Source organism: Streptococcus sp. FSL W8-0197 (genome assembly GCF_037963785.1).
Classification (GTDB): Bacteria; Bacillota; Bacilli; order Lactobacillales; family Streptococcaceae; genus Streptococcus; species Streptococcus oralis_CQ.
Window position 1 is genome coordinate 51264 of record NZ_CP150168.1, and the last position, 24082, is coordinate 75345.

Annotated in this window: 23 protein-coding genes and 3 pseudogenes; 22 read left to right on the plus strand and 4 right to left on the minus strand. The window is 40.3% G+C overall.

The features are described 5' to 3' along the window. Window positions 1-4: 4 nt before the first annotated feature. The 7 genes and pseudogenes from NYE79_RS00295 to NYE79_RS00325 form a co-directional block, all read left to right on the plus strand. Window positions 5-1171 (plus strand): hypothetical protein, encoded by a 1167-nt coding sequence (locus tag NYE79_RS00295; protein ID WP_001159293.1) that lies wholly within the window; start codon window positions 5-7, stop codon window positions 1169-1171. A 147-nt stretch (window positions 1172-1318) separates the two neighbouring features. Beyond that, window positions 1319-1414 (plus strand): annotated as a pseudogene (locus NYE79_RS00300) (hypothetical protein); the annotation flags it as partial. Between the two features lie 19 nt (window positions 1415-1433). After that, window positions 1434-1919 (plus strand): hypothetical protein, encoded by a 486-nt coding sequence (locus tag NYE79_RS00305; RefSeq protein ID WP_001121911.1) that lies wholly within the window; start codon window positions 1434-1436, stop codon window positions 1917-1919. Between the two features lie 243 nt (window positions 1920-2162). Continuing rightward, entirely contained in the window at window positions 2163-2681 is a 519-nt protein-coding gene (locus NYE79_RS00310) for a hypothetical protein (RefSeq protein ID WP_000890289.1), read from the plus strand. 25 nt (window positions 2682-2706) lie between these two features. Further along, entirely contained in the window at window positions 2707-4005 is a 1299-nt protein-coding gene (purB, locus tag NYE79_RS00315; protein ID WP_216728795.1) for an adenylosuccinate lyase, read from the plus strand. A 3-nt stretch (window positions 4006-4008) separates the two neighbouring features. Beyond that, window positions 4009-4863 (plus strand): hypothetical protein, encoded by an 855-nt coding sequence (locus NYE79_RS00320; protein ID WP_216728794.1) that lies wholly within the window; start codon window positions 4009-4011, stop codon window positions 4861-4863. Between the two features lie 27 nt (window positions 4864-4890). Further along, a pseudogene (locus tag NYE79_RS00325) lies at window positions 4891-5139 on the plus strand (adenylosuccinate lyase); the annotation flags it as partial. A 57-nt stretch (window positions 5140-5196) separates the two neighbouring features. On the opposite strand, the gene strH reads toward NYE79_RS00325, so the two are convergent. Both strH and NYE79_RS00335 read right to left on the minus strand, forming a co-directional pair. Continuing rightward, entirely contained in the window at window positions 5197-8952 is a 3756-nt protein-coding gene (strH, locus tag NYE79_RS00330; RefSeq protein ID WP_216728793.1) for an LPXTG-anchored beta-N-acetylhexosaminidase StrH, read from the minus strand. Window positions 8953-9254: 302 nt separating this feature from the next. After that, window positions 9255-9971 carry a GntR family transcriptional regulator gene (locus NYE79_RS00335; protein ID WP_001007181.1) on the minus strand — a complete coding sequence of 239 codons (717 nt, stop codon included), beginning with the start codon at window positions 9969-9971 and terminating at the stop codon, window positions 9255-9257. Window positions 9972-10292: 321 nt separating this feature from the next. Here NYE79_RS00335 and NYE79_RS00340 point away from each other — a divergent pair, with 321 nt between their 5' ends. The 15 genes from NYE79_RS00340 to NYE79_RS00410 all read left to right on the plus strand — a co-directional run bounded on the left by NYE79_RS00340 (window position 10293) and on the right by NYE79_RS00410 (window position 23219). Beyond that, window positions 10293-12080 carry a beta-galactosidase family protein gene (locus tag NYE79_RS00340; RefSeq protein WP_000196618.1) on the plus strand — a complete coding sequence of 596 codons (1788 nt, stop codon included), beginning with the start codon at window positions 10293-10295 and terminating at the stop codon, window positions 12078-12080. After that, the gene (locus NYE79_RS00345; protein ID WP_000156968.1) at window positions 12077-12553 is read left to right on the plus strand and encodes a PTS system mannose/fructose/N-acetylgalactosamine-transporter subunit IIB; all 477 of its coding nucleotides are present in this window, start codon (window positions 12077-12079) and stop codon (window positions 12551-12553) included. The genes NYE79_RS00340 and NYE79_RS00345 overlap by 4 nt, the downstream gene beginning before the upstream one ends. Before the next feature lie 26 nt (window positions 12554-12579). Continuing rightward, a complete protein-coding gene (locus NYE79_RS00350; RefSeq protein ID WP_125418737.1) occupies window positions 12580-13485 on the plus strand; it encodes a PTS mannose/fructose/sorbose/N-acetylgalactosamine transporter subunit IIC in 906 nt (301 codons plus the stop codon). Beyond that, window positions 13472-14293 (plus strand): PTS system mannose/fructose/sorbose family transporter subunit IID, encoded by an 822-nt coding sequence (locus tag NYE79_RS00355; protein WP_004250397.1) that lies wholly within the window; start codon window positions 13472-13474, stop codon window positions 14291-14293. Before NYE79_RS00350 ends, NYE79_RS00355 begins: the two co-directional genes overlap by 14 nt. 3 nt (window positions 14294-14296) lie before the next feature. Continuing rightward, window positions 14297-14701, plus strand: coding sequence for a PTS sugar transporter subunit IIA (locus tag NYE79_RS00360; protein ID WP_096753751.1), 405 nt, complete (start codon window positions 14297-14299; stop codon window positions 14699-14701). A gap of 104 nt (window positions 14702-14805) precedes the next feature. Next, entirely contained in the window at window positions 14806-15972 is a 1167-nt protein-coding gene (locus NYE79_RS00365; RefSeq protein ID WP_084943987.1) for an SIS domain-containing protein, read from the plus strand. A 10-nt stretch (window positions 15973-15982) separates the two neighbouring features. Beyond that, complete coding sequence (gene lacD, locus NYE79_RS00370) at window positions 15983-16978, plus strand: tagatose-bisphosphate aldolase (protein WP_084944002.1); 996 nt, start codon at window positions 15983-15985, stop codon at window positions 16976-16978. Window positions 16979-17124: 146 nt separating this feature from the next. Continuing rightward, window positions 17125-18162: an aldose epimerase family protein gene (locus NYE79_RS00375; RefSeq protein WP_070534792.1), complete on the plus strand. Its 1038-nt coding sequence runs from the start codon at window positions 17125-17127 to the stop codon at window positions 18160-18162. Between the two features lie 110 nt (window positions 18163-18272). Further along, a complete protein-coding gene (locus NYE79_RS00380) occupies window positions 18273-19127 on the plus strand; it encodes a VOC family protein (protein WP_000220449.1) in 855 nt (284 codons plus the stop codon). A gap of 313 nt (window positions 19128-19440) precedes the next feature. Next, on the plus strand, window positions 19441-20013 hold the full coding sequence (locus NYE79_RS00385) for a hypothetical protein (RefSeq protein ID WP_000381574.1): 573 nt from the start codon (window positions 19441-19443) through the stop codon (window positions 20011-20013). A 1-nt stretch (window position 20014) separates the two neighbouring features. Continuing rightward, a complete protein-coding gene (locus tag NYE79_RS00390; protein WP_001226095.1) occupies window positions 20015-20677 on the plus strand; it encodes a hypothetical protein in 663 nt (220 codons plus the stop codon). Between the two features lie 121 nt (window positions 20678-20798). Further along, on the plus strand, window positions 20799-21470 hold the full coding sequence (locus NYE79_RS00395) for a hypothetical protein (RefSeq protein WP_001226099.1): 672 nt from the start codon (window positions 20799-20801) through the stop codon (window positions 21468-21470). Between the two features lie 2 nt (window positions 21471-21472). Continuing rightward, window positions 21473-22129 (plus strand): hypothetical protein, encoded by a 657-nt coding sequence (locus NYE79_RS00400; protein WP_084936874.1) that lies wholly within the window; start codon window positions 21473-21475, stop codon window positions 22127-22129. A gap of 75 nt (window positions 22130-22204) precedes the next feature. Further along, a complete protein-coding gene (locus NYE79_RS00405) occupies window positions 22205-22762 on the plus strand; it encodes a DUF3592 domain-containing protein (protein WP_049506239.1) in 558 nt (185 codons plus the stop codon). Between the two features lie 199 nt (window positions 22763-22961). Next, window positions 22962-23219 (plus strand): metal-sensitive transcriptional regulator, encoded by a 258-nt coding sequence (locus tag NYE79_RS00410; RefSeq protein ID WP_002880547.1) that lies wholly within the window; start codon window positions 22962-22964, stop codon window positions 23217-23219. 223 nt (window positions 23220-23442) lie between these two features. Here the strand turns inward: NYE79_RS00410 and NYE79_RS00415 are convergent, their stop codons facing one another. Further along, window positions 23443-23739 (minus strand): rhodanese-like domain-containing protein, encoded by a 297-nt coding sequence (locus NYE79_RS00415; protein WP_000450167.1) that lies wholly within the window; start codon window positions 23737-23739, stop codon window positions 23443-23445. Further along, a pseudogene (locus NYE79_RS00420) lies at window positions 23714-24078 on the minus strand (rhodanese-like domain-containing protein); the annotation flags it as partial. The gene NYE79_RS00415 and the pseudogene NYE79_RS00420, both read right to left, overlap by 26 nt. Window positions 24079-24082: the final 4 nt, after the last annotated feature.

Genomic DNA, 24082 nt, shown 5'->3' on the forward strand with positions numbered 1-24082 from the left:
TAATATGCAATTTGAGGTAGAGTTATTAACTAAAAATATTAACATTGCTAAACTTGATGAATTATTTCTTAGCTCAAAAATAATTAGTATTACTTCTTATAGTCAAGTTGAAGTTGGTGATAAGTATATAGAAGGGCATTTAGCTAAATATAAGTGTGCTTTCAAAGATGACGATTTTACAATAAATACCTATCAATTTCGAAGGGGGCTAGTTAAAATTATACTTAGCTATGAATACAGCAAATCTAAATTGAATTCAGCTAAAAAGTTCGGAGATTTCCTTTCAAAATTTAGAGAATTTTTAGGAAAAAATCGTTTGAAATATTCAATTCTATCTAATAGTTTATCTATGTATTTTTCGAATAGGCTTTATCCTAAATTTCAAACATATGAATCGTTATTACGAAAAATTTTTGTATTAGCTTTGTCTCAACTCGAGGATGAGGATATTATAAGGATTGTTAAGGAACAGACTAATGATAAATTAGATTTATCAAAAATTCATACAATTGAACAAATTGAAAGGTTGCAAATAGCTGAACTACATTCGTTGATATTTGAAATAAATATAAATCCAGTTCGTGACTTAACTATTCATTTTAAAGATTTTCAAAATAAGAATGAATATATTCTGAAAGAAATGATAAGAAATTTGTTTCCAATCACTATATGGGAAAAACATTTTACACCATTCACTAATAGTGAAGAAGTTGATGTACTCAAAAATAACTACGATAGAATAAGAGAGTACAGAAATGATGTTATGCATTTTCACACACTAACCTATAGGCGTTACAAAAAAATAGATTTGTTATTGTCAGATGTAATTAAAGAATTAGAAGAGCTTGAATATAGTATGCTCGAGAAATGGGATTTTGAAGCAACTAGAAAACTTACAAATGATATTTTTGATCCAGAGTTTCTGGCTAGCTTATCATCTTTATCTAAAACAGTATCAGAAGTAATAAGACCAGCAATGGATAGGTTTTATGCTAACAATCTTGCTTTTAATAATGCGGTCAAATCTATGATGGAAGTGTTCCATAATATTCAAATACCTAAAATAGATTCTGGAATATTAAAGTCTATTCAAGGGCTATCTGATACTATTAGGCATTTAGATTTACCAAGCCCACTTAATGAACCTGATAGTGAAGAGAAGGATGAATAATAGGTCTATCAATTTTGAAGCACAAAATTTAAGATTAGAAGTAAATGTAAGAAATTCAAAGAAAATGCTGAAAAAAGAGAAAGTTTCTGAGGAACTGAGTTCAGGATGAAGGCATTTTTCTTTTGATAAAATAGAAATAAAGGAACAAGCGCCCGCCTCCATTTGTATGGTAAAATAGAAGCGAAGCACAACCGCAAAATGGGACATGTGACTTTGTTTAGTGAAATGATGTATGATATGTAAGAGTCCAGAAAGGAATTAAATGCCGATAAAATATTTTGAAGTAAAAAAATTTTTGAGAAGTAAGATAAGCTTGATTGATTCTATTACAAATAAATTCTTCAAGTATATATTATTGTATGGAATGTTGGTTTTACTTTTTTTAATTGTAAACGGTGAACTGGATGAAAATAATATAGTAGCACTTCCTTTTTTAGTACTTTTGGGAGTGTTTTACCGAATGATAATTCTTTTTGAGAGATCTGATATAAAAAACTTAGCGATATATATTAAAAAGAGTCAATTATTAGATGACGATTCAAAAAAATTATTGATTGGTGATATAGAATCTTCATTAAAGAAGATAGCGAATTTTGCAAATTGGAGTTGTGGTGTTTTAGCTACCATTTCGATTTTTGTAAGTACAACATATATTACTCTTCTTAAAGATATTATTACTAGAGAAAAACTTTTAGAGTTACTATGGATAGGTAATGAAAATAGTATAGAAAATAGTTTTATTGGTTAGATAATACTACTGATAATATTGGTTTTATTAGGATATTACCTCTCTATTCAAGCTTTTACTTATGATAAGAGATTTGTAATTATGGTGTTAAAAAGTAGTCTTTATATAAATGAAGATGACATAATTATCGAAGGTTTTTGGAAGAAGTTGATGTTAAATATAAAGTATTTAGGACTGTAAGTTTAAATAGTAACAACCACTCCAAATAGAGATGGTAATAAAAAATTAAAGGATTATCTATAAATGTTAGAGAAATTTTCTAAATATAAGTTGTCAATTATATATATATTAAAAAAAACAAATGTGATATTATTTGACTTTGTTTTTATAATTTTATTATGTATTATTACAAATAATAAATTGCTATATACACTTCTTGCTTTCGCTATTTTAAATATATATATAAATTACTATTTTGATATTAATACACTTGCCAAAAAAATAGTAATATCTTCAAAATTTAAGGAAGAATTTAATGAAAATTATTTTGACTTATATTGGCGGTTTAATAAGTTACAAGTTCAATTATTTGCAAACTGTACTTTGAGTATGATATCCCTAATTCAATTTGTATCAGTTACTTCAATTTTTTTAAGAGGGATAGTAGGTTTAATATTCCTTGTGATAGGTGCTATTTTAAGCGGTATAGTTTTTTCGATTTCAATTAATTCGATGACTCTGTTACGTCTAACAAGTAAAAAACAACAAAATTATACTTCATATACTAAGGAAGAAATGGATATTTTAAATAATTTAAGATGAAAATATTTATTAAGGAGAAACAACCATGATCAACCGTTACTCTCGCCCTGAGATGGCGAACATTTGGAGTGAAGAAAATAAATACCGTGCTTGGCTTGAGGTGGAAATCTTGGCTGACGAGGCATGGGCTGAGTTGGGGGAAATCCCTAAGGAAGATGTGGCTTTGATCCGCGAGAAGGCGGACTTCGATATCGACCGGATTTTGGAGATTGAGCAGGAGACACGCCATGATGTGGTGGCCTTCACGCGTGCGGTTTCTGAGACGCTTGGCGAAGAGCGCAAGTGGGTCCACTATGGGTTGACCTCTACCGACGTGGTGGATACTGCCTATGGTTACCTTTACAAGCAAGCCAACGACATCATTCGTCGTGACCTTGAAAACTTCACCAACATCATCGCTGATAAGGCTAAGGAGCACAAGTTCACCATCATGATGGGGCGTACCCACGGTGTGCACGCTGAGCCTACAACCTTTGGTCTTAAATTGGCGACTTGGTACAGCGAAATGAAGCGTAACATCAAGCGTTTCGAGCATGCAGCTGCTGGTGTGGAAGCCGGTAAAATCTCTGGTGCGGTCGGGAACTTTGCCAACATCCCACCATTCGTTGAGCAATACGTCTGCGACAAATTGGGTATCCGTGCTCAAGAAATCTCTACACAGGTGCTTCCTCGTGACCTTCACGCTGAGTACTTTGCGGTTCTTGCTAGTATCGCGACTTCAATCGAACGTATGGCGACTGAGATTCGTGGCTTGCAAAAATCTGAACAACGCGAAGTAGAAGAATTCTTTGCCAAAGGGCAAAAAGGCTCTTCAGCAATGCCTCACAAACGCAACCCTATCGGTTCTGAGAACATGACAGGTCTGGCGCGTGTTATTCGTGGTCACATGGTAACAGCTTATGAAAACGTAGCCCTCTGGCACGAACGTGATATCTCTCACTCATCAGCTGAGCGTATCATCACACCAGATACGACCATTTTGATCGACTACATGCTCAACCGTTTTGGAAATATCGTCAAGAACTTGACGGTCTTCCCAGAAAACATGATCCGCAACATGAACTCGACTTTTGGTCTTATCTTTAGCCAACGTGCTATGTTGACTTTGATTGAAAAAGGCATGACCCGTGAGCAAGCCTATGACTTGGTGCAACCCAAAACAGCCTACTCTTGGGATAATCAAGTAGACTTCAAACCGCTTCTCGAAGCAGATCCAGAGGTAACTTCTCGCCTCACTCAAGAAGAAATCGATGAAATCTTCAACCCAGTTTATTACACCAAACGAGTGGATGATATCTTTGAACGTCTTGGATTAGGAGAGTAGATAATGAATGTAGATAATATACTAAGTTGGTTTGCTAATATAATTAAAACAACGCCAGATGGAGTAATTCAGGGCTTAATTGCAAGTGGAGCATTCTTTATTTTAAACAAAGTATTGAAGAAACTACCGATGATAGGTCCAAGGTTTTCTGAATGGAGTAATAAACTATCAAACTTTTTTAATAAGAACTCACTAGAAGTTTCAGAAAATACAATAATAATTCCAACGCCTAGGTATAAACCAGGATTGGATTTTAAAATAAGAAAGAAACCTAAGCAAGATCAAACTAATAAAAATATGAGTAATGATGATTTTTGGGGAATTATTATTTTATCGTTAATTGTTATTGTTCTTATAATTTCTATATTTTTGAGATATATAAATGAGATTTCACTAGTTTTAAAATGGTACGGTCTAGTTCCTCTAATTTCCTCAATCGTAATTTTATTCATTGTTGCGATTAGTGGCCGTGTTCAAAAATCTACATTAATTTATCTTTTTTATTCAATCCCTATATCCATACTTACTATTTATTATGGAATTAATCTACTAACAATTTCTGAAGGAATGTCAGCAACTGTGACAGATAGCAGATTTATTAGCAGTATATATATAATATTTGGTTTATTGATTGCGGTTGCACAACAATTTATAGCATATTCTATGATGTTTAGGAACTTGTTAATTCATTTTGCAAGAAAAATAAAAGTTTCTGAGTTTATAAAAAGGACTATATATAATTCATCTTTTTTGGAGTCGCAAATTTTTTTAATTATAATGATTATTGTTTTCTCAGTGCTATCTTACTTGATGACTTCGGGTATGTTGATTTCGTGGATTCAAAATTATTCAAAATAAGATGATAGGAGTTTAATAATTTAAAAAATCATCTTCAGCCAACGTGCTATGTTGACTTTGATTGAAAAAGGCATGACCCGTGAGCAAGCCTATGATTTGGTGCAACCAAAAACAGCCTACTCTTGGGACAACCAAGTAGACTTTAAACCACTTCTTGAAGCAGATCCAGAAGTCACTTCCCGCTTAACACAAGAGGAGATTGACGAAATATTCAACCCTGCATACTACACCAAACGAGTGGATGATATCTTTGAACGTATCGGACTTGGTGACTAATCCTAACAATAAAAAGCGAGATTCAATCTCGCTTTTTTGTATTCTTGTCGAAGGGGTTTAATCTTCTTTTCTCTTAGTGAGTCCGTAGGCTGCCAGTGTGGCTATGAGTCCTGCTGCGACCAAGCCTGCAGAGTCTTGACTTCCTGTTGCAGGGAGTTGTTTTTCTTCTACTTTGCTAGTAGTTGTTTCAGCTTGCTCAGCTTTCTCAACGGCAGTTCCGACTTCGACCACCTGAGCGACCGCTTCCTGCGATACCGCACTATTGACAAGGGTTCTTTCTTCCTTGCCGTCAGCAGTAGTGCTGACAGAGTAGAAAATCGTACGACGACCATTTACACCAGTAACGATGACTTGCGTTTGTCCGAGTGGTAATTGCGGATTTTCACGTGTCACGGTAGTGAACGGAATCTCTTCCTCTTGGATGTCCAGTCTTGGTTTCGCTTCGGCAGCTGGAGCAAGGCCACTTTCATCCCCTTTGTGCGTGATAGGGGCGCCGATTTCAACCACTTGGGTCACAGGTTCTTTGGTTACTTGGCTATCTAGAACCGTTTCTGTTTGTTTCCCATTTTCAGTAAGGACAGAGATGTAATGAGTGCGTTCGCCCTCTACACCAGGTGTGATGATCTTTTCCTGACCAGCTGGGAGGTTCGGATTTTCCTTCTTGATAACTTCAAATGGAATCTTTTCTGCTCTTGTGATGAGTTCCGGTTTGGTTTCGACATTGGCAGCTAGTTCGTTTTCATCGAGGCTTCCTGAGTGGGTTGCTGCTGGTTTAAGGCCTAGGCGGGCTGCCTTGAGTTTGGCTACGAGAGCGTCTAACTCGGCTTGTTTGCTACGGTTGAGGTTGTAGTTAATAGCCTCTTTAGCTGCATTTAGGGCATCCAAGCTTTCCTTGCTGTATCCATCCAAGTTTGCAGGGATTTGAGCAAGTTCCTCACGGAGTGCGTTGTAGTTAGCGCGGAAGTAGTCTTTATTGTGGTCTGCAAAGGCAGTCATGAGTTCAAAGATTTCTTCTTCCTTGTACTCAGCACTTGGTTTGTCTGCCCAGATAGCAAGCATGCTTCCGACGGTTGGAAGGTCTACTTCTGGATATTTGGTAGATGCAAGCTGGTTGAATGGCACTTTACCAGAGTTTTCAAGTGCTTTTGATAGTGGGTAGGCTTCATCTGGTTTGTGATTACCTAAAACATAGTACCAGTCTCCGTTGGTGTTGAGGAGTTTATAGCCTTTGCTTGCTAGGTACTGAGGCGTTGCAAGGTTGTAACCCCACCATCCTTTAGACCAGTAAGAGATGATGACATCCTTGTCAAACTCAACATCATCCTTGTCTTCATAGTAGAAACCATCGTTGAAGGCCATTGGTTGAAGGCCTCTTTCTTTGGCCATGGCAGCAAGGGTGTTAGAGTACTCAGCAAACTTGCCATAGAGTCCATACCATTTGAGGTAGTACCAGCCTTGAGCGTTGGTGGCATCATTGGCATATTCGTCTGTACCGTAGTTGAAGATCTTTGTCTTGCCTGCAAAGAAGTCCATGTACTTGCCGATGAGGGCTTTGACAAAGTTCATGGCCTCTTCGTTTTCAAGGTCCATGGTTGTTTTGGAGACTTTATCAAAATTAGCTTGAGGGTTTGCGATACCTAATTTTTCCATAGCGACAAGCATGGCATCCATGTGACCTGGGCTGTTGATCGCTGGGATGAGTCCAACACCTTTTGATTTTGCGTACTCGATCAATTCAGTGATTTCAGCCTGGCTAAGAGTGGTTCCGTTTGGATCATCGTAGTAAGCTTTTGTTCCTTCGATGATGGCCTTTTTGACATCATCACTTGCATAAGTTTTTCCGTTAGCTGTGATGGTCATGTCATCAAGGAGGAAGCGAAGTCCATCGTTTCCTAGGAGAAGATGCACATCAGAGTAGCCGAGCTCGCTCGCCTTGTCTACGATACGTTTGAGTTGGTCGAGCGTGAAGTACTTACGTCCAGCATCGATGGAGATTACCTTGTTCTTGGCAAGTTTTTCAACTTCACGTTTCGCGTCTTCTTCTTTTTGAGCCTCTGGTGTGAAGGTCAAATTGCTTACAGCTTCTTGGAGTTTCGCGATTGCTTGGTCAATGGTGTCTTGTTGGGCACGGCTGAGGTTGTTATCGAGTGAGCGAATGGCTTTTTCAGCTTCTTTTACAGCTGTGACACTTTCTGCAGTATAGCGGTTAAGGTCTGTTGGTACTTCTTTCAGAGCTTGCTCAGCAGACTCATAGTCAGCTGCGAAGTATTCAGCATTGGCATTTGCGAAGCTTCGCATGAGTTTGAAGAGGCGTGATGGTGAATAGCGTGCAGATGGAGTGTCAGCCCAAGCAGCTACCATACCACCGATGAATGGAATAGTTGCTCCGTCGGATTTTGGTACCGAAGTGATTGGAGTGTTCTTGATACCATTGAGTCCTTGGTCAAGGTTATACCAGCCTTGACCGTCGGCATTTCGTCCGAGAACATAGTACCAAGCATCGTTGGTATTAAGGATTTGGTGGCCTTTTTCAACTAGAAGTTTAGAAGAAGCGACGTCGTATCCGCCCCATCCACCAGTCCACATAGAAACGATGATGTCTTTGTCAAAGGTTCCAAAGCTAGTGTCGCTATTGTAGTAGATACCATCGTTAAAGGCCATTGGTTTGAGGCCGTGAGATTTGACGATGCGAGCAAGGTCATTGGCGTAGGCGATAAATTTATCATAACCCTTATCCGGGAATCCATCTTCTGGATACCATTTATAGGCCTGAAGAACGCTCCAGCCTTTGGCGTTTGTAGCATCATTGGCGTACTCGTCTAGTCCGATATTGAAGATGTCAGTTTTGCCAGCGAAGTAAGCAGCATACTTGTCGATCAGAGCTTTGGTAAATGCAACAGCCTCCTTGTTATCAAGGTCAACGGTACGAGCGGATTCCTTACCAAAGTAGTTGAAGTTCGGTTTTTGGATGCCTAGTTCTTTCATGGCATGCAAAATCGCATCCATGTGACCAGGGCTGTTTACAGTTGGGATGAGACCAATGCCTTTGTTTTTAGCGTAGTTGATCAAGTCCGTCATCTGACTCTCTGTTAAATGGTTGCCGTTTGGATCTTTGTAGTAGGCATCGGTTCCGTTTTCAAGTGCACGTTTGACATCGTCACTTGCATAGGTTTTGCCATTGGCTGTGATCGTCATGTCGTCCAACATAAAACGCATGCCGTCATTTCCAACTAGTAGATGAAGATCAGTATAACCGTAGTGTTTGGCTTTGTCGATGATTTCTTTGAGTTGGTCTGGAGAGAAGTACTTGCGTCCAGCGTCGATTGAGATCATTTTTCTTTTTGCCAGTTTTTCATTTACCTGAGGTGCTCGTTCCGTACTAGGAGTGGTTACTGCAGGTGTGACGGCTTCATTTTTCTTTTCTGAAGGAGTACTTTCGGCAGGAGTTTCAGCTGGGGCAGGGCTTTCTTTCTCGGCAGTAGGAGTTGGAGTAGCATTTTCTGTCACAACTGGTGCGCTTGACTCTTCTGTTTTTGGAGCAACTGTTCGAGGAACCTCCTGGTCTTCTTTGACCTCCTCTTTTACAGGCTTGTCAGCCTTTTCTTCCAGTTTTTCTGGAACCTTAGAGTCTACAGCTTCTTTGACTGCTTGTGGACTCTCCTGAATCGTTTGGACAGTTTTTTCAGCTGTTGGAGCTGGAGTAATCCCGTCGGCAGATACGACTTGGGCGCTAAAAGCAAATCCTATAAGTACAGAAGCTGCCCCAACCGCGTATTTTCGGATGGAGAAGCGCTGTTTCTTTTCTAGTTTCATGACAAAACCTCCTTGTTATTATCACATATGATAGCGTTTACATAAAACCAATTTTATTTTATTATCTAAGGAGTAAAATGTCAAGTGGGTTTATATAAGAACTATAATAAATAGAGGAAATCATAAGATTTAGGAGAAATTTGCTAATAAGGGATAAAACCGAGGAAAAACCAAACGAAATTTTACCTTGTTTTTAGTAAAAATGCTACTAATTAAATAAGAGACCTTCATAGCGTTTTCACAACTTCTTTCTCGTGCTATAATGAATAGAGAAAAAGCCTGAGCTAGGCTCAGGCTTTTTCTTAATGACCTCGGTTACATGAGATGAATTTGATTTTGTAGTAGTCTGCTCGCTTATAAGTTTCACTATAGGCAAGGACTTGGCCAGTGGCCTCAAGTTTTGTAGTCTTCGTTTGGAAGACAGTTGGGAATTGTGTATCGATTCCGAGTACAGAAGCAGCATGCTCTGGTGTTGGGAATGCGATTTCGTTGATTTCCTCAAAATGTTCATCACTCATGTGAATGCGGTAATCCAATTTGAAACGTGTATAGATAGAGCTATAATAGTCAAGATTTGGATAGTTGGCATTGATGTATTGCTCAGGAATATAAGATGTGTGGTAGATGTATGTCACGTCGTTTGTCTGACGAATACGTTCAATCTTATAGTAGAATTGATCTCCACGTAGTCCAAGTTTATCTAAATATTCAAGTTTGTTTCCGCGCTCGATAGAAAGGACAGTAACTTTATCGTCTTTTGTTTCAAAGATTTCGACATCTGAAAACTCAACGAGTTTGTGCTTGCGGGCACGTGAAACGAAAGTACCTTTACCTTGTTGGCGGACAATGTAGCCGTCTTTAGCAAGGTCGTTCAAGGCACGAACAACTGTGATTGAACTCACATCGTACATCGCGATCAATTCGGCTTCTGTATAAAATTTATCTCCACTTGCAAATTGACCAGAGATGATTTTATTTTTTAATTCATCTTTAATATATTGGTATTTAGGAATAGCCATAAATTTCACCTCGATTCTCTTTCTCCAATTTTGATTTTACCACAAATATAGAGAAAAGAGTAGTATTAAGGTCAAAAAATTAAAATAATAGACTAAAAATGTTATTTTACATGTAAAAAAATTCATTTGATGTTCTTGTGAATTATCATACATAAAAAGATCGTTTTCATGCTATTTTTAGATAATTTCGGTAAACGGTAAGTAAAAAAATAGAAAAATTTTAAATAATTTTCTAAAACCTATTGACAAATGCAAAAGATTTGATTATAGTTAATATTATAATAAATGAAAGCGCAAACTTAATTCGTCAGAGGTAATAACATGACCAGATTTAAAATTGAGGACGATTTCTATTTAGACGGAAAACCGTTCAAGATTTTGTCCGGCGCCATTCATTATTTTAGGATTCCAGCAGAGGATTGGTATCATTCTCTCTATAACTTAAAGGCGCTTGGCTTTAATACAGTCGAGACCTATGTGGCTTGGAATTTACACGAACCTGTTGAAGGGGAGTTTGATTTTGAAGGTGCCAGAAATTTGGAGAGATTTCTTCAAATTGCACAAGATCTAGGTCTCTATGCCATTGTACGCCCGTCTCCATTTATCTGTGCGGAATGGGAATTTGGTGGCTTGCCGGCTTGGCTCTTGACAAAGGACATGCGAATTCGCTCGTCCGACCCGGCCTACATCGAGGCTGTTGCTCGCTATTATGACCAATTATTGCCAAGGCTTGTGCCTCGCTTGTTGGATAATGGTGGAAACATTCTTATGATGCAAGTCGAAAATGAATATGGCTCTTATGGAGAAGATAAGTCTTATCTACGAGCAATTCGAAAATTGATGGAAGACCGAGGGATTGATTGCCCACTCTTTACTTCAGATGGCCCATGGAGGGCTACTCTGAAAGCCGGAACCTTGATCGAAGACGACCTCTTTGTGACAGGAAACTTCGGCTCTAAAGCTCCGTACAACTTTTCACAGATGCAGGAATTCTTTGATGAGCATGGCAAGAAATGGCCCCTCATGTGTATGGAATTCTGGGATGGTTGGTTCAACCGTTGGAAAGAACCCATCATCACACGGGATCCTAAAGAATTGGCAGAAGCTGTTCGAGAGGTATTGGAGCAAGGCTCTATCAACCTTTACATGTTCCATGGTGGAACAAACTTTGGTTTCATGAATGGTTGCTCGGCTCGAGGAACTCTGGATTTGCCACAAGTCACATCATACGACTATGATGCCCTTCTCGATGAAGAAGGAAATCCAACTGCTAAATACTTAGCAGTCAAGAAGATGATGGCAACCCACTTCCCAGATTATCCACAGTTGGAACCACTCTATAAGGAAAGCATGGAGATAGGGTCCATTCCATTGGTCGAAAAAGTTTCCTTGTTTGAAACTCTGGATAGTCTCTCTAGTCCTACTGAAAGCCTCTATCCAAAAGCGATGGAAGAACTTGGTCAAAGTTATGGCTACCTTCTCTACCGCAATGAGGCAAGTTGGGATGCAGAAGAAGAACGTCTCCGTATCATCGATGGACGTGACCGAGCTCAGCTCTTTGTAGATGGTCAATGGATTGCTACTCAATACCAGACAGAGATAGGTGAAGATATCTACTGTCAGGGCAATCGAGAAGGCTTTTCAGAAATTGACATCTTGATCGAAAATATGGGGCGTGTCAACTACGGTCATAAGTTCTTGGCAGATACGCAACGTAAAGGAATTCGTACAGGTGTCTGCAAGGATCTACATTTCTTACTGAATTGGAAACAATATCCACTGCCACTGGATAATCCTGAGAAAATTGATTTTTCAAAAGGATGGACAGAAGGACAGCCAGCCTTTTACGCTTTCGACTTTACGGTCGAAGAGCCGAAGGATACCTACTTAGACTTGTCTGAGTTTGGTAAGGGAGTTGCCTTTGTCAACGGGCGTCACTTAGGACGTTTCTGGAACGTCGGCCCGACCCTCTCACTTTATATCCCTCATAGCTATCTCAAGGAAGGTGCTAACCGCATCATCATCTTTGAAACTGAGGGCGAATATAAAGAAGAGATTCATTTAACTCGTAAACCTACACTAAAACACATAAAGGGGGAAAACTTATGACAATTGTAGGATGCCGTATCGATGGACGTTTGATCCACGGTCAAGTAGCCAATCTTTGGGCTGGAAAACTAAATGTTTCACGCATTATGGTTGTAGACGACGAAGTTGTTAACAACGATATTGAAAAGAGTGGTTTGAAACTTGCGACACCACCAGGTGTGAAACTCAGTATCTTGCCAGTTGAGAAAGCAGCAGCAAATATCCTTGCTGGTAAATACGATAGCCAACGTCTCTTTATCGTTGCACGTAAACCAGACCGTTTCCTTGGTTTGGTCGAAGCAGGTGTTCCGCTTGAAACACTCAACGTCGGCAATATGTCTCAAACACCAGAAACTCGCTCTATCACACGTTCTATCAACGTGGTAGACAAGGATGTGGAAGATTTCCACAAACTAGCAGAAAAAGGTGTGAAACTCACTGCTCAAATGGTTCCAAATGATCCAGTTTCAGACTTTTTGAGCTTATTAAAATAGGAAAAAATTTTTAGGAGGTCATTGTTATGATACAATGGTGGCAAATTTTACTTCTCACTTTGTACTCAGCTTATCAAATCTGTGATGAGTTGACAATCGTTTCATCTGCAGGTTCCCCTGTATTCGCTGGTTTCATTACTGGTTTGATCATGGGAGATGTGACAACTGGTTTGTTTATCGGTGGTAGCTTGCAGTTGTTCGTTCTCGGGGTTGGTACCTTTGGTGGTGCTTCTCGTATCGACGCAACTTCTGGTGCGGTTCTTGCAACAGCATTCTCTATCTCTCAAGGTATTGATACAGATCTTGCGATTACAACAATCGCTGTACCAGTAGCAGCACTTTTGACATACTTCGACGTTCTTGGACGTATGACAACTACTTTCTTTGCACACCGTATTGATGCTGCGATCGAACGCTTTGACTACAAAGGTATCGAACGCAACTACCTACTTGGTGCGATTCCATGGGCTCTTTCTCGTGCCCTTCCAGTATTCTTCGCCCTTGCTTTCGGTGGAGAATTCGTACAAGGTGTTGTAAACCTTGTTAAAGAATACCAATGGGTTGCAGACGGTTTGACACTTGCAGGTCGTATGCTTCCAGGTCTTGGATTTGCAATCTTGCTTCGTTACCTTCCAGTTAAACGTAACCTTCACTACCTTGCAATGGGATTCGGTTTGACAGCTATGTTGACTGTTCTTTACTCAAACGTACAAAGTCTTGGTGGAGCAGTTGCTGGTATCATTAGCACTCTTCCTGCTGAAGTTGCTGAAAAAATTGGCTTTGTTAACAACTTCAAAGGATTGTCTATGATCGGTATCTCTATCGTGGGTATCTTCCTTGCAGTTGTTCACTTTAAGAACAGCCAAAAAGTTGCTGTAGCAGCACCTTCTACACCATCAGAAAGTGGGGAAATTGAAGATGACGAATTCTAATTACAAATTAACAAAAGAAGATTTTAATCAAATTAACAAACGTAGCTTGTTCACTTTCCAATTGGGATGGAACTACGAACGTATGCAAGCATCAGGTTACCTATACATGATCTTGCCACAATTGCGTAAAATGTATGGAGATGGAACTCCTGAGTTGAAAGAAATGATGAAAGTTCATACTCAATTCTTCAACACTTCACCATTCTTCCACACAATCATCGCTGGTTTTGACCTTGCCATGGAAGAAAAAGATGGCGTTGTCTCTAAAGATGCGGTTAACGGTATCAAGACAGGTTTGATGGGACCATTCGCTCCTCTTGGAGATACTATCTTTGGTTCACTTGTACCTGCTATCATGGGATCTATCGCTGCAACAATGGCTATCGCTGGTCAACCTTGGGGTATCTTCCTTTGGATTGCAGTTGCAGTAGCGTATGACATCTTCCGTTGGAAACAGTTGGAATTTGCCTACAAAGAAGGGGTTAACCTTATCAACAACATGCAAAGTACTTTGACAGCTTTGATTGAAGCTGCATCTGTACTTGGTGTGTTCATGATGGGTGCTCTTGTAGCAACAATGATCAACTTTGAAATTTCATACAAATTGCCAATCGGTGAAAAGATGATTGACTTCCAAGATATCTTGAACTCAATCTTCCCACGTTTGCTTCCAGCAATCTTCACTGCCTTCATCTTCTGGTTGCTTGGTAAGAAGGGTATGAACTCTACAAAAGCTATCGGTATCATTATCGTGCTTGCCTTGGCTCTTTCTGCCTTTGGTAAATTTGCACTTGGAATGGGCGCATAATTTATGACGAAATCATTAATTTTGGTGAGTCATGGTCGTTTCTGTGAAGAACTTAAAGGTAGCACAGAAATGATCATGGGTCCACAGGACAACATTCATGCGGTTGCTCTTCTTCCAGAAGATGGACCAGAAGAATTTACTGCTAAATTTGAAGCTGCTGTTGAAGGATTGGATGATTTCCTAGTCTTTGCGGATCTTCTTGGTGGAACTCCATGTAACGTGGTGAGCCGTTTGATTATGGAAGGTCGTGACATTGAACTTTATGCAGGAATGAACCTTCCGATGGTCATTGAATTTATCAATGCAAGCCTTACAGGTGCAGATGCGGATTATAAGAGCCGTGCTGCAGAAAGCATCGTAAAAGTCAATGATTTGTTAGCGGGCTTCGATGATGACGAAGATGAATAAGATGTAACTTAGAGCATCTTATATAGAATATACATGGGAATGGGAGTCACTCCCATTCCCATATTTTCAATAGGAATGAAACAACAATAGATTAGAGGAACTCTATGCTAAATTACACAAAAGAAGAATTACTTGAACTGGGTGCAGAAATCACGACTCGTGAAATCTACCAACAGCCTGATGTATGGAAAGAAGCTTTTGAAGCCTATCAAGCGAAACGGGAAGAAATTGCAGCCTTCCTACAAGGGATTGCGGATAAACATGACTATATCAAGGTCATCTTGACAGGTGCTGGGACTTCTGCTTATGTGGGAGATACCTTGGTGTCTTACTTTAAGGAAGTCTATGACGAACGCAAATGGAATTTCAATGCCATTGCGACAACTGATATTGTTGCCAATCCAGAAACCTATCTGAAAAAAGATGTGGCGACTGTCCTTGTTTCCTTTGCTCGTAGTGGAAATTCACCTGAAAGTGTGGCAACGGTTGATTTGGCTAAAGCCTTGGTGGATGACCTCTATCAAGTGACCATTACATGTGCTGCAGAAGGGAAATTGGCTCTTCAGGCTCATGGCGATGATCGCAATCTTTTGCTCTTGCAACCAGCTGCTTCCAATGACGCTGGATTTGCCATGACTTCTAGCTTTACGTCCATGATGCTAACAGCTCTCTTGGTCTTTGATCCTACAGAATTTGCTGTGAAAGCTGAACGTTTTGAAGTTGTGTCTAGCCTTGTCCGCAAAGTTCTAGACAATGCAGAAGATGTCAAAGAGTTGGTTGACCTCGACTTTAATCGTGTTATCTACCTAGGCGCTGGTCCTTTCTTTGGACTTGCTCATGAAGCTCAGCTCAAGATTTTGGAATTAACAGCTGGTCAGGTGGCGACTATGTATGAAAGCCCAGTCGGCTTCCGTCACGGTCCAAAATCATTGATCAACGAAGATACAGTTGTTTTGATCTTTGGTACAACGACAGACTACACTCGCAAGTACGACTTGGACTTGGTTCGTGAAGTGGCTGGTGATCAGATTGCTCGTCGTGTTGTGCTCTTGAGTGATCAAGCCTTTGGTCTTGAAAATGTCAAAGAAGTAGCCCTTGGTTGTGGCGGTGTCTTGAACGATATTTACCGTGTCTTCCCTTACATCGTTTATGCCCAACTCTTTGCCCTATTGACTTCACTCAAGGTAGAAAATAAACCAGATACACCATCTCCTACAGGTACAGTAAACCGTGTGGTACAAGGTGTTATCATTCATGACTATCAAAAATAAGGAAGTGTCTATGAGTAAATTACAATTAAGTTCCAATAAAGTAGCCTGCTTGCAAAAACTCTCTGACGAGAATGGAATCATCTCAGCTCTTGCTTTTGACCAACGTGGTGCTTTGAAACGCCTCATGGCTCAATACCAAACAGAAGAGCCAACAGTCGCTCAAATGGAAGAACTCAAAGTTTTGGTTGCAGATGAATTGACAAAATACGCATCCTCTATGCTTCTTGACCCTGAGTATGGACTTCCAGCTACAAAAGCTCTTGCACCAAATGCTGGTCTTCTCCTTGCTTATGAAAAAACGGGTTATGACACAACTAGCACTAAACGCTTGCCTGACTGCTTGGATGTTTGGTCTGCCAAACGCATTAAAGAACAAGGTGCAGACGCTGTCAAATTCTTGCTTTACTACGATGTAGACAGCGCTGACGAACTCAACCAAGAAAAACAAGCTTACATCGAACGCATCGGTTCAGAGTGTGTGGCGGAAGACATTCCATTCTTCCTTGAAATCTTGGCTTACGATGAAAAAATCGCTGACGCAGGTTCTGCAGAATACGCCAAAGTAAAACCACACAAGGTTATCGGCGCTATGAAGGTCTTCTCAGACCCACGCTTTAACATTGATGTCTTGAAAGTGGAAGTTCCAGTCAACGTCAAATACGTTGAAGGCTTTGGCGATGGTGAAATCGTTCATACACGTGAAGCAGCAGCAGCCTTCTTCAAAGCACAAGATGAAGCGACTAACTTGCCATACATCTACTTGAGTGCAGGTGTATCAGCTAAACTCTTCCAAGAAACACTTGTCTTTGCCCACGAATCAGGCGCAAACTTCAACGGTGTTCTTTGCGGCCGTGCAACTTGGGCTGGATCAGTTGAAGCCTACATCAAAAACGGTGAGGCAGCAGCTCGTGAATGGCTACGCACAACTGGATTTGAGAACATTGACGAACTCAACAAAGTTCTTCAAACAACAGCGACTTCATGGACTGAACGTGTAGAAGCATAAAAACAAGAATAGAAGAATCCCTTTTTGTTAAGAAGCTACTTAAGGTTTTCTGACAAAGGATTCTGAAAATAGAAACTACAACCATAGATGGTGAGACACTCTCTATGGTTTGTTTACTTAAGAGAAATGGATCAAAGGAGAGAAGAATGAAAGCATACACAGAACGTGTATTTGGAAATCATGAGGGCAAGGATGTCTTGGCTTATCGCTTTGAGACTGACAGTGGCTACCAACTAGAAATCATGACCTATGGTGCGACCATATTGCGCTATGTCACGCCTGACAAGGCTGGGAATTTTGCCAATGTGATTTTGGGTTTTGATGATTTTGATAGCTATGTAGGCAATAGTCCCAAGCATGGAGCAAGTGTAGGTCCTGTAGCGGGCCGTATTGCAGGTGCGACATTTGAGCTCAATGGTCAGACCTATAATCTTGAAGTCAACAACGCTAGCAACTGTAACCACAGTGGTTCAACAGGTTGGGATTCGAGCTTGTTTGAATTGGTCGAAGTGAGCGACCATGGCTTGACCCTCTACACAGAACGTACAGACGGAACAGGAGGATTCCCTGGTAATCTCAAGATCTGGATCAGCTATCACTTGGAAGAAACTGGCGCCTACGAAGTCAGCTATAAGGTGACGACAGATCAGGATACGCTTGTCAATCCAACTAATCACAGCTACTTCAACTTGTCTGGTGATTTCACGCAGACAGTTGACCGCCATGTCTTCCAGCTAAATACCGAGGGTATTTACCCAATCGCTCCGGACGGTGTTCCGGCTAAGACTCCAGATGCTACTCGTGATGTGGTTAAACACATCTACAATGGTGCTTTGTTGAAGGACATCTTTGAAGAGGAAGATGAGCAAATCCAGTTGGTATCTGGTTTGGATCACCCATTTGCTCTTCCTGCAGGTCATGACAATGCTGGTTTCCTTTATGACCAACACTCAGGTCGTTTCCTACTTTTCAAGACAGAGGCCCCTTGCTTTGTGGTCTACACAGCAAACTTTGTGGATGAGAGTGTGCTCATCGGAGGCCAACCAATGGTGCAACACAATGGGATTGCCCTTGAAGCGCAAGCTTTACCAGATGCTATTCACAGTGACTTCAAAGACCAAGTCATTCTCAAAGCAGGCCAAACCTTTACCAGCAAAACTCGCTACGAGCTTGTTGTCAAATAAAAAGAAGAGCTGGTTTCCAGCTCTTTTGAGTTGTCTTCGTTGACATTTTATCTCAATAGTGTATAATTGATGTAATTAATAAAGTTACAACAAACAAAAGGAGACACCCGATGACTTATGCATACCAAAGCCACATTTACCTAGCGGAGGCGGTTTTAAATGTCAAGGATTTGACGAGTCAAACGGCTTTTTATCACCAAATTATTGGCTTGGAGATTTTATCCCAAACAGAGACAGAAGCGATTTTGGGACTTGGTCGAAAAGCTTTGGTTCACTTGATTCAGGCAGAAAAGTCTGGCGAAGTAAGGGAGCATTATGGGCTCTACCATCTGGCGATTCTGTTGCCGACACGAAAAGCCTTGGCAGATGTCTTGAAACACCTAAGTGATTTGCGGATTCCTCTGGTCGGGGGTGCAGATCATGGATACAGTGAGGCTATTTATCTAGAGGATTTGGAAGGAAATGGCATTGAACTCTACCGTGATAAGCCAGTGTCTTCATGGGATATTCTAGAAGACGGCCGCATTATCGGTGTGACCGAGGCTCTTGCGGCACAGGACATCTATGAATTAGGGGAAAAGGTAGATCCCTTTATCCTAGCTGAAGGGACGAGAATGGGGCATATCCATCTATCGGTTAAGGATAGTCACGCAGCAAGTCAGTTCTATCAAAAGGTGTTAGGACTAGAGGATAAATTTAGCATTCCTAGTGCTAGTTGGATAGCGGCTGGTCAGTACCATCACCACCTGGCTGTCAACGAATGGGCTGGAAAGGGGCTAGCTCCGCGTGAGCAAGGCTTGCCAGGCTTGGCCTACTATGTCCTTGAGGTCGAAAGCAAGGAAGAACTCTTGGACATCGTTCAGCAAGCACAAGAGCTAGAAGCACCGATCAAGTGGTTACATTCGAGTGAGTTGAATCTTATAGACCCAGACGGCATTGTGACCCGCATTCGCTTGGCACGATGAAACGAGGAAAACACATTATTTATTTTAGAGACATAGGAAAAGGCGGACAAGCTCGCATTCTGTTTTTAGAATGCGGACTTGTCCGCTTTTTTATGAAATGACGAATCCTTTCTTGTCTTTAGCAATGGTATCTGCCGGGGATATTTTCCCTTTTCTGGGGGGTTCATGCTATAATACTAATAAACTTTTCTTTCTCTAGGAAGGAAAATGCTAAAAATCAGCTAGAATGCTGGCAATCGTCGTCACGATGCTTTTAAGAGAAAGTAGAACTTTGTTTGAACATCCGTATTGAGTTTAGGAGACGGGAAATAAGATGGACACAAGTGTAAAAAATTTAATCAGTATGGGCCCTCTGGAGGACTCTTTTATCTATTACGATCTGAAGAATCAAGTATTCTACGGTGTAAAACAAGGCATGAATTATTCAGCTATTGCAGCCCCTATTGCAATCTATTCCTTGCAACGGCTGTCAAAGTTGCTCAACCAAACCTTTGGAGATGTCTCATCCCCTCTTAATCTAATCTTCTTTATCTTGATGTCGCTGTTTTTAGTTTTTGGGACCATTCTCCTTGCCAAGTCTACCCGACGTAACATGAAGACAGATAGATTTAGAAAAGTCCGGCTGACAAAAGCCAATATCAAAACACTTAGGAGAAAATCAAGGGCGTTGACAGTAGTTGGCTACATTTTTGTTTTAATAACGATTTTTTCAGCCTATCGTTATCTGGCTGTTTCTGATTTTCAATTTTTAATTATGTACATGTTAGGGATTGGTATTCTTACATATATAGTTTATGATTTTCGGATGAAAACGCGCAAACGACTGTTCAAGGAGCTGATGGAGACATTACAGGACGGTAGCCGAGGGAAAGAGGGAGAAATGTAAGATGAGAAAAATAATCTTTATTGGACAGAGCGGTGATGAAGCTGTCTACTATAACACAAGAACAAAAGAGGCTCTGGTAGCCGATAAGAGCGCCTTATTAAATACAGAAGGAGCTAGGAAGACCAATAAGGCTATTATTCCTTTGATATTACTTTTTGCGTTATTTGGTGGAGGTGTTGGACTTGCTATTTTTTCCTTTACTTCTCCATTTAGATTAAACGAGAGGATGATTCCAATCATTTTACTAGCCATATTTTTAGTTTTTGTTGGAAGTATTTATATGTTGGAAAAAGCATTGTATAAAAATGTTCGTTCCACAGTTTTGGCAAACGAAGAACAATTTAAAGCTGCAGTGAATGGAAATTTATTTTGGGAAGGATTTTCCGATAAGAAAGCAACATTAGGTAAAATTTTCTTTTTCTCGTTTGTTATCTTGGTTCTTCTGTTTTGTTTAGGAATTGTAAGTTTATTTGGAATACCAGGAATGCTTATTCCTTATTATAACCATGAGTGGTTTGATCTTTCATTATTATTTTCACCAGTGGCAGGGGTACTTCCAGCAGTGGTCGTAATTGCTCTATTTCAAAATAACCCAATCCGCTGGCTCTTAGCCGTACGAAAGTATGAACAGAGGAAAGTGATATTTAGGGAAGAGAAGAACTAGAAACACGAGAGAAACGCTATTACCATTACCAGTGGTTGGTGATGGTGATGTTTTATCAACAACCTATGATAAAATTGAAGTTTCTGATTATAGTGATTAGTGAAAACTGTGGTGATTTTATATGAGAAAAATAATTTTTATTGGACAGAGCGGTGATAAGGCCGTTTACTATAATACGCGAACAAAAGAGGCTCTTGTAGCAGATAAGAGTGCCTTGTTAAATACAGAAGGGGCTAGGAGATCGAATAGGGGGATTGCTCCTTTAATTGCTATATTCTCTTTGTTAGGTTTACTCGGAGGATTTGTTGCAATACCAATTTTCTCAGGCCTTCGTTATAATAGTGGGATGGTTCCTATTTTTATTCTTTGTCTTTCCTTTATCCTATTTGGATTTATATGGATGATGGAAGTCGCCTTATATAAAGGAGTGAAACGAGTCCAAGGAGCAACAAAGAAAGAGTTTAAAGAAGCAGTTTATTCAAATTTGTTCTGGGAAAATTTTAGTGAGAAAAAAGCGACGTTTGCGAAAATGTTGGCTTTTATGATTGTCATGCTACTAGTTTTTATGACTACTATAGTAATATTTGCTGCTGCAATTCCGGGCACTATTGACTCATTCAATAAGCAAGAGGCATTTGATATACAAATCTTTTTCTCGCCTTTAGCAGGTCTCTTTCCTGCCTTGTTGTACCTTTTCTTATTCCAAAACAACCCTATCCGCTGGTTCTTAGCTGTGCGAAAATATGAACAGGGGAAAGTGATATTTAATGAAGAAATAGAAAAGAGAGGATGATAATGTCACAAGAGAGATATTTGCAGATCAAAAAAGAGCATCAAGTTCGTAAGTTTGTGGGGCGTTTCCTCTTCATTCTTCTCGCTATCCTCGATGTTCTACTGGTATCAAGTCATTCCAATTATGTCCCGCTTGTAACGGTGGCTATGGTAACGATTGTGCCTTTTAATCATTTTCTACTTGGTCCTCTTAGGAGACAGAAAAAAGCTATAGAAAAAGAGCATCCAGAATGGAAAATACTCAGTACGAAGGGAGTAAAGGTTCCCTCGGCTGAAGCCAATAAAAGAACCTTGGCTGGTATTGGGATCTTGACGGCCTTGCTGTTGTCTTTTGGGCTATTCTATAAACCTGTGAAACAGCCGAACGTCCAAGTAAACAATCCGCCTAAACTTGATTTTAACACGCCTGAAACGTCCAAGTCTTCTGAGTCGTCGAGTTCCTCTAAGACCAAAGAATCCAGTTCCTCAGAGCCGAAATCCTCGTCTTCGACTGAACAAAGTTCTAAAACCGAAAGTTCAGGAACAAAGCCGTCAAAAAGCGAATCCAATAATCCTTATTACCAGATTCCAGGACTTACTGACGAACAGGTGAGAGATATCATATCGAAATCTGTAAAAGATTTGAGAGAAAAACAGTCAAAAGAAAAATCCGAAGAGTAGACTCGAGAGCTTCAATGTCCTTCTGGACGAGTTCGTTTTGGGATTTTACTGTATAAAATAACAGGAGGAGTTCATATGAATAAAGAAGTGATTGGTTTGATAGTTGGGACAATCGTCATCTTCCTATCTTTTGTATTTGTGTGTGGGACCTTTCTTTTCCTCTATCTTCGGGATCAGAAGTTGGTCCGCCTTGCCAAGTCATCCGTACAGGGAACGGTTATCGGCTATAGCCGTTTTCGTGAGGGGTATCCACCTATCGTCGAATACACGGTGGATGGGATTTCTTATAAGAAAACTTTGCAGTATTTTATGTTCAAAACGGTCACAATTCCGTGGGGGACTACTAAATTTTTAAAGGACTATACAAGAGAAGATATGCTGGCACCTTCGATCACTCGCTACAGCAACTCCTTTGTTTCCTTCAAACGCTTGATGCAGACCCATTTCCCCCTTCATTCGGAGCTGACAGTCTGGTATGATCCAGACAAGCCGACCAGGGCCTATGTCGAACGTTACAGCGGAATGGACAAGTTTTACAAGTGGTTTGGTATCGGATTTGGGCTGGCTCTAGTTCTAGTCTATGGGATAGTGATCCTAGCCTTTTTGTCCAATTTGTCCAAGATATACGCATAAAGGTCAGTTGGTTGAAAGGAAACGTGACTTCCCATCGAGCTTCAAGGAGGACAGAGTTTCTTTTCCATTTCCATGCTTATCAATCTTTTCTATCTGATACAGAGGAGAGGTTGCCTCCTACAAATACAGACAGGAAGTGAATTTTGACAAAGCCCCTTATTCGAGATATAATGAAGAAAAAGTGACCAAGGATAAATTAATGACAAACTCAAAGTATATAACACGCCTGAAACGTTCAGAGGGTCAGTTACGTGGGATTCAAAAGATGATTGAAGAAGATCGTGACTGCGCAGATATTGTTACGCAGTTGACAGCAGTGAAATCTAGCGTTGAGCGCGTGATTGAGATGATCATTACTGAAAATCTCACTGACTGTATCAACCAACCACTAGACGACCCCGAGGCTCAAAAGGAACGCCTAGAAAAGGCCATCCGATACCTGATTAAACGAAAATAAACTAATTTGCTATTGATAAACAACGCAGACAAAGGTATTTAAGTCTATTTCGATAAAGAAATCATGACGGACGAACGGATGAGTTCCCCCAAATACCAATGAGAAAACCTCTTTTTAGATACTATCAATTTGCTTTGTTTTATTGAAGCGACGGGCTACGAGCTCTATATCAGCGGGTTGCAGAAATGAAAAAACCGATTAAGTTTCTTAATCGGTTTTTTCATTATTCTACTTGACCGGGCCAAGCATTCATACCACCTTCTACATTGATAACGGTGAGGCCTTGGGCGCTTAGAAATTCACAAGCAGATGCAGAGCGTACTCCACCTTGACAGATGACATGGTATTCCTGGTCGGGTTTGAGTTCTTTGTAACCTTGCTCCAAGGTACTTAACGGAAGATTTTTGGCACCTGGTGCATGTCCTGCTTGAAATTCATGCACTTCACGTACATCGATAAGGTTTAGATTTTCATTTAGGTATTTTTCATAAAAGTCAGCCATGCTGATACTCGTTTCCATATTTGACTCCTTCTGGATTAGCTATTTTATATTGTGAATAAGCGCCATCAAGGTTTTGGACGGTAAATCCTGCCACTAGAGGATACGCTCTGTAATATAGCTGCGCAAACCACTGTGGCAGCTAACGATGTAAGCTTGGTTCTTGTCTAGTTCATCCAAGCGTTCCCGTAGTTCGTTTAGAGGAATGTGGGTGGTGTCGACTTTGAGTCGGCCACTTTGGAATTCGGCACTTGTCCGTACGTCTAGGAATTTCTTTCCTTTAGCTAGTTCGTCTTCGAGCTGGTACCATTGGATATTGTCGCTCAGACCCTCGATAAGGTTCAAGGCTGCGTAGCCCATTTGA

Excerpts from the sequence above, each read along its gene's own strand:
- NYE79_RS00340 (WP_000196618.1), top strand. The coding sequence starts at position 10,293 with ATGACCAGATTTAAAATTGAGGACGATTTCTATTTAGACGGAAAACCG.
- NYE79_RS00405 (WP_049506239.1), top strand. The coding sequence starts at position 22,205 with ATGAATAAAGAAGTGATTGGTTTGATAGTTGGGACAATCGTCATCTTC.
- NYE79_RS00345 (WP_000156968.1), top strand. The coding sequence starts at position 12,077 with ATGACAATTGTAGGATGCCGTATCGATGGACGTTTGATCCACGGTCAA.
- NYE79_RS00400 (WP_084936874.1), top strand. The coding sequence starts at position 21,473 with ATGTCACAAGAGAGATATTTGCAGATCAAAAAAGAGCATCAAGTTCGT.
- NYE79_RS00365 (WP_084943987.1), top strand. The coding sequence starts at position 14,806 with ATGCTAAATTACACAAAAGAAGAATTACTTGAACTGGGTGCAGAAATC.
- strH (WP_216728793.1), bottom strand. The coding sequence starts at position 8,952 with ATGAAACTAGAAAAGAAACAGCGCTTCTCCATCCGAAAATACGCGGTT.
- NYE79_RS00355 (WP_004250397.1), top strand. The coding sequence starts at position 13,472 with ATGACGAATTCTAATTACAAATTAACAAAAGAAGATTTTAATCAAATT.
- purB (WP_216728795.1), top strand. The coding sequence starts at position 2,707 with ATGATCAACCGTTACTCTCGCCCTGAGATGGCGAACATTTGGAGTGAA.
- NYE79_RS00375 (WP_070534792.1), top strand. The coding sequence starts at position 17,125 with ATGAAAGCATACACAGAACGTGTATTTGGAAATCATGAGGGCAAGGAT.
- NYE79_RS00410 (WP_002880547.1), top strand. The coding sequence starts at position 22,962 with ATGACAAACTCAAAGTATATAACACGCCTGAAACGTTCAGAGGGTCAG.
- NYE79_RS00380 (WP_000220449.1), top strand. The coding sequence starts at position 18,273 with ATGACTTATGCATACCAAAGCCACATTTACCTAGCGGAGGCGGTTTTA.
- NYE79_RS00305 (WP_001121911.1), top strand. The coding sequence starts at position 1,434 with ATGCCGATAAAATATTTTGAAGTAAAAAAATTTTTGAGAAGTAAGATA.
- lacD (WP_084944002.1), top strand. The coding sequence starts at position 15,983 with ATGAGTAAATTACAATTAAGTTCCAATAAAGTAGCCTGCTTGCAAAAA.
- NYE79_RS00415 (WP_000450167.1), bottom strand. The coding sequence starts at position 23,739 with ATGGAAACGAGTATCAGCATGGCTGACTTTTATGAAAAATACCTAAAT.
- NYE79_RS00360 (WP_096753751.1), top strand. The coding sequence starts at position 14,297 with ATGACGAAATCATTAATTTTGGTGAGTCATGGTCGTTTCTGTGAAGAA.
- NYE79_RS00295 (WP_001159293.1), top strand. The coding sequence starts at position 5 with ATGCAATTTGAGGTAGAGTTATTAACTAAAAATATTAACATTGCTAAA.
- NYE79_RS00335 (WP_001007181.1), bottom strand. The coding sequence starts at position 9,971 with ATGGCTATTCCTAAATACCAATATATTAAAGATGAATTAAAAAATAAA.
- NYE79_RS00390 (WP_001226095.1), top strand. The coding sequence starts at position 20,015 with ATGAGAAAAATAATCTTTATTGGACAGAGCGGTGATGAAGCTGTCTAC.
- NYE79_RS00350 (WP_125418737.1), top strand. The coding sequence starts at position 12,580 with ATGATACAATGGTGGCAAATTTTACTTCTCACTTTGTACTCAGCTTAT.
- NYE79_RS00320 (WP_216728794.1), top strand. The coding sequence starts at position 4,009 with ATGAATGTAGATAATATACTAAGTTGGTTTGCTAATATAATTAAAACA.
- NYE79_RS00385 (WP_000381574.1), top strand. The coding sequence starts at position 19,441 with ATGGACACAAGTGTAAAAAATTTAATCAGTATGGGCCCTCTGGAGGAC.
- NYE79_RS00310 (WP_000890289.1), top strand. The coding sequence starts at position 2,163 with ATGTTAGAGAAATTTTCTAAATATAAGTTGTCAATTATATATATATTA.
- NYE79_RS00395 (WP_001226099.1), top strand. The coding sequence starts at position 20,799 with ATGAGAAAAATAATTTTTATTGGACAGAGCGGTGATAAGGCCGTTTAC.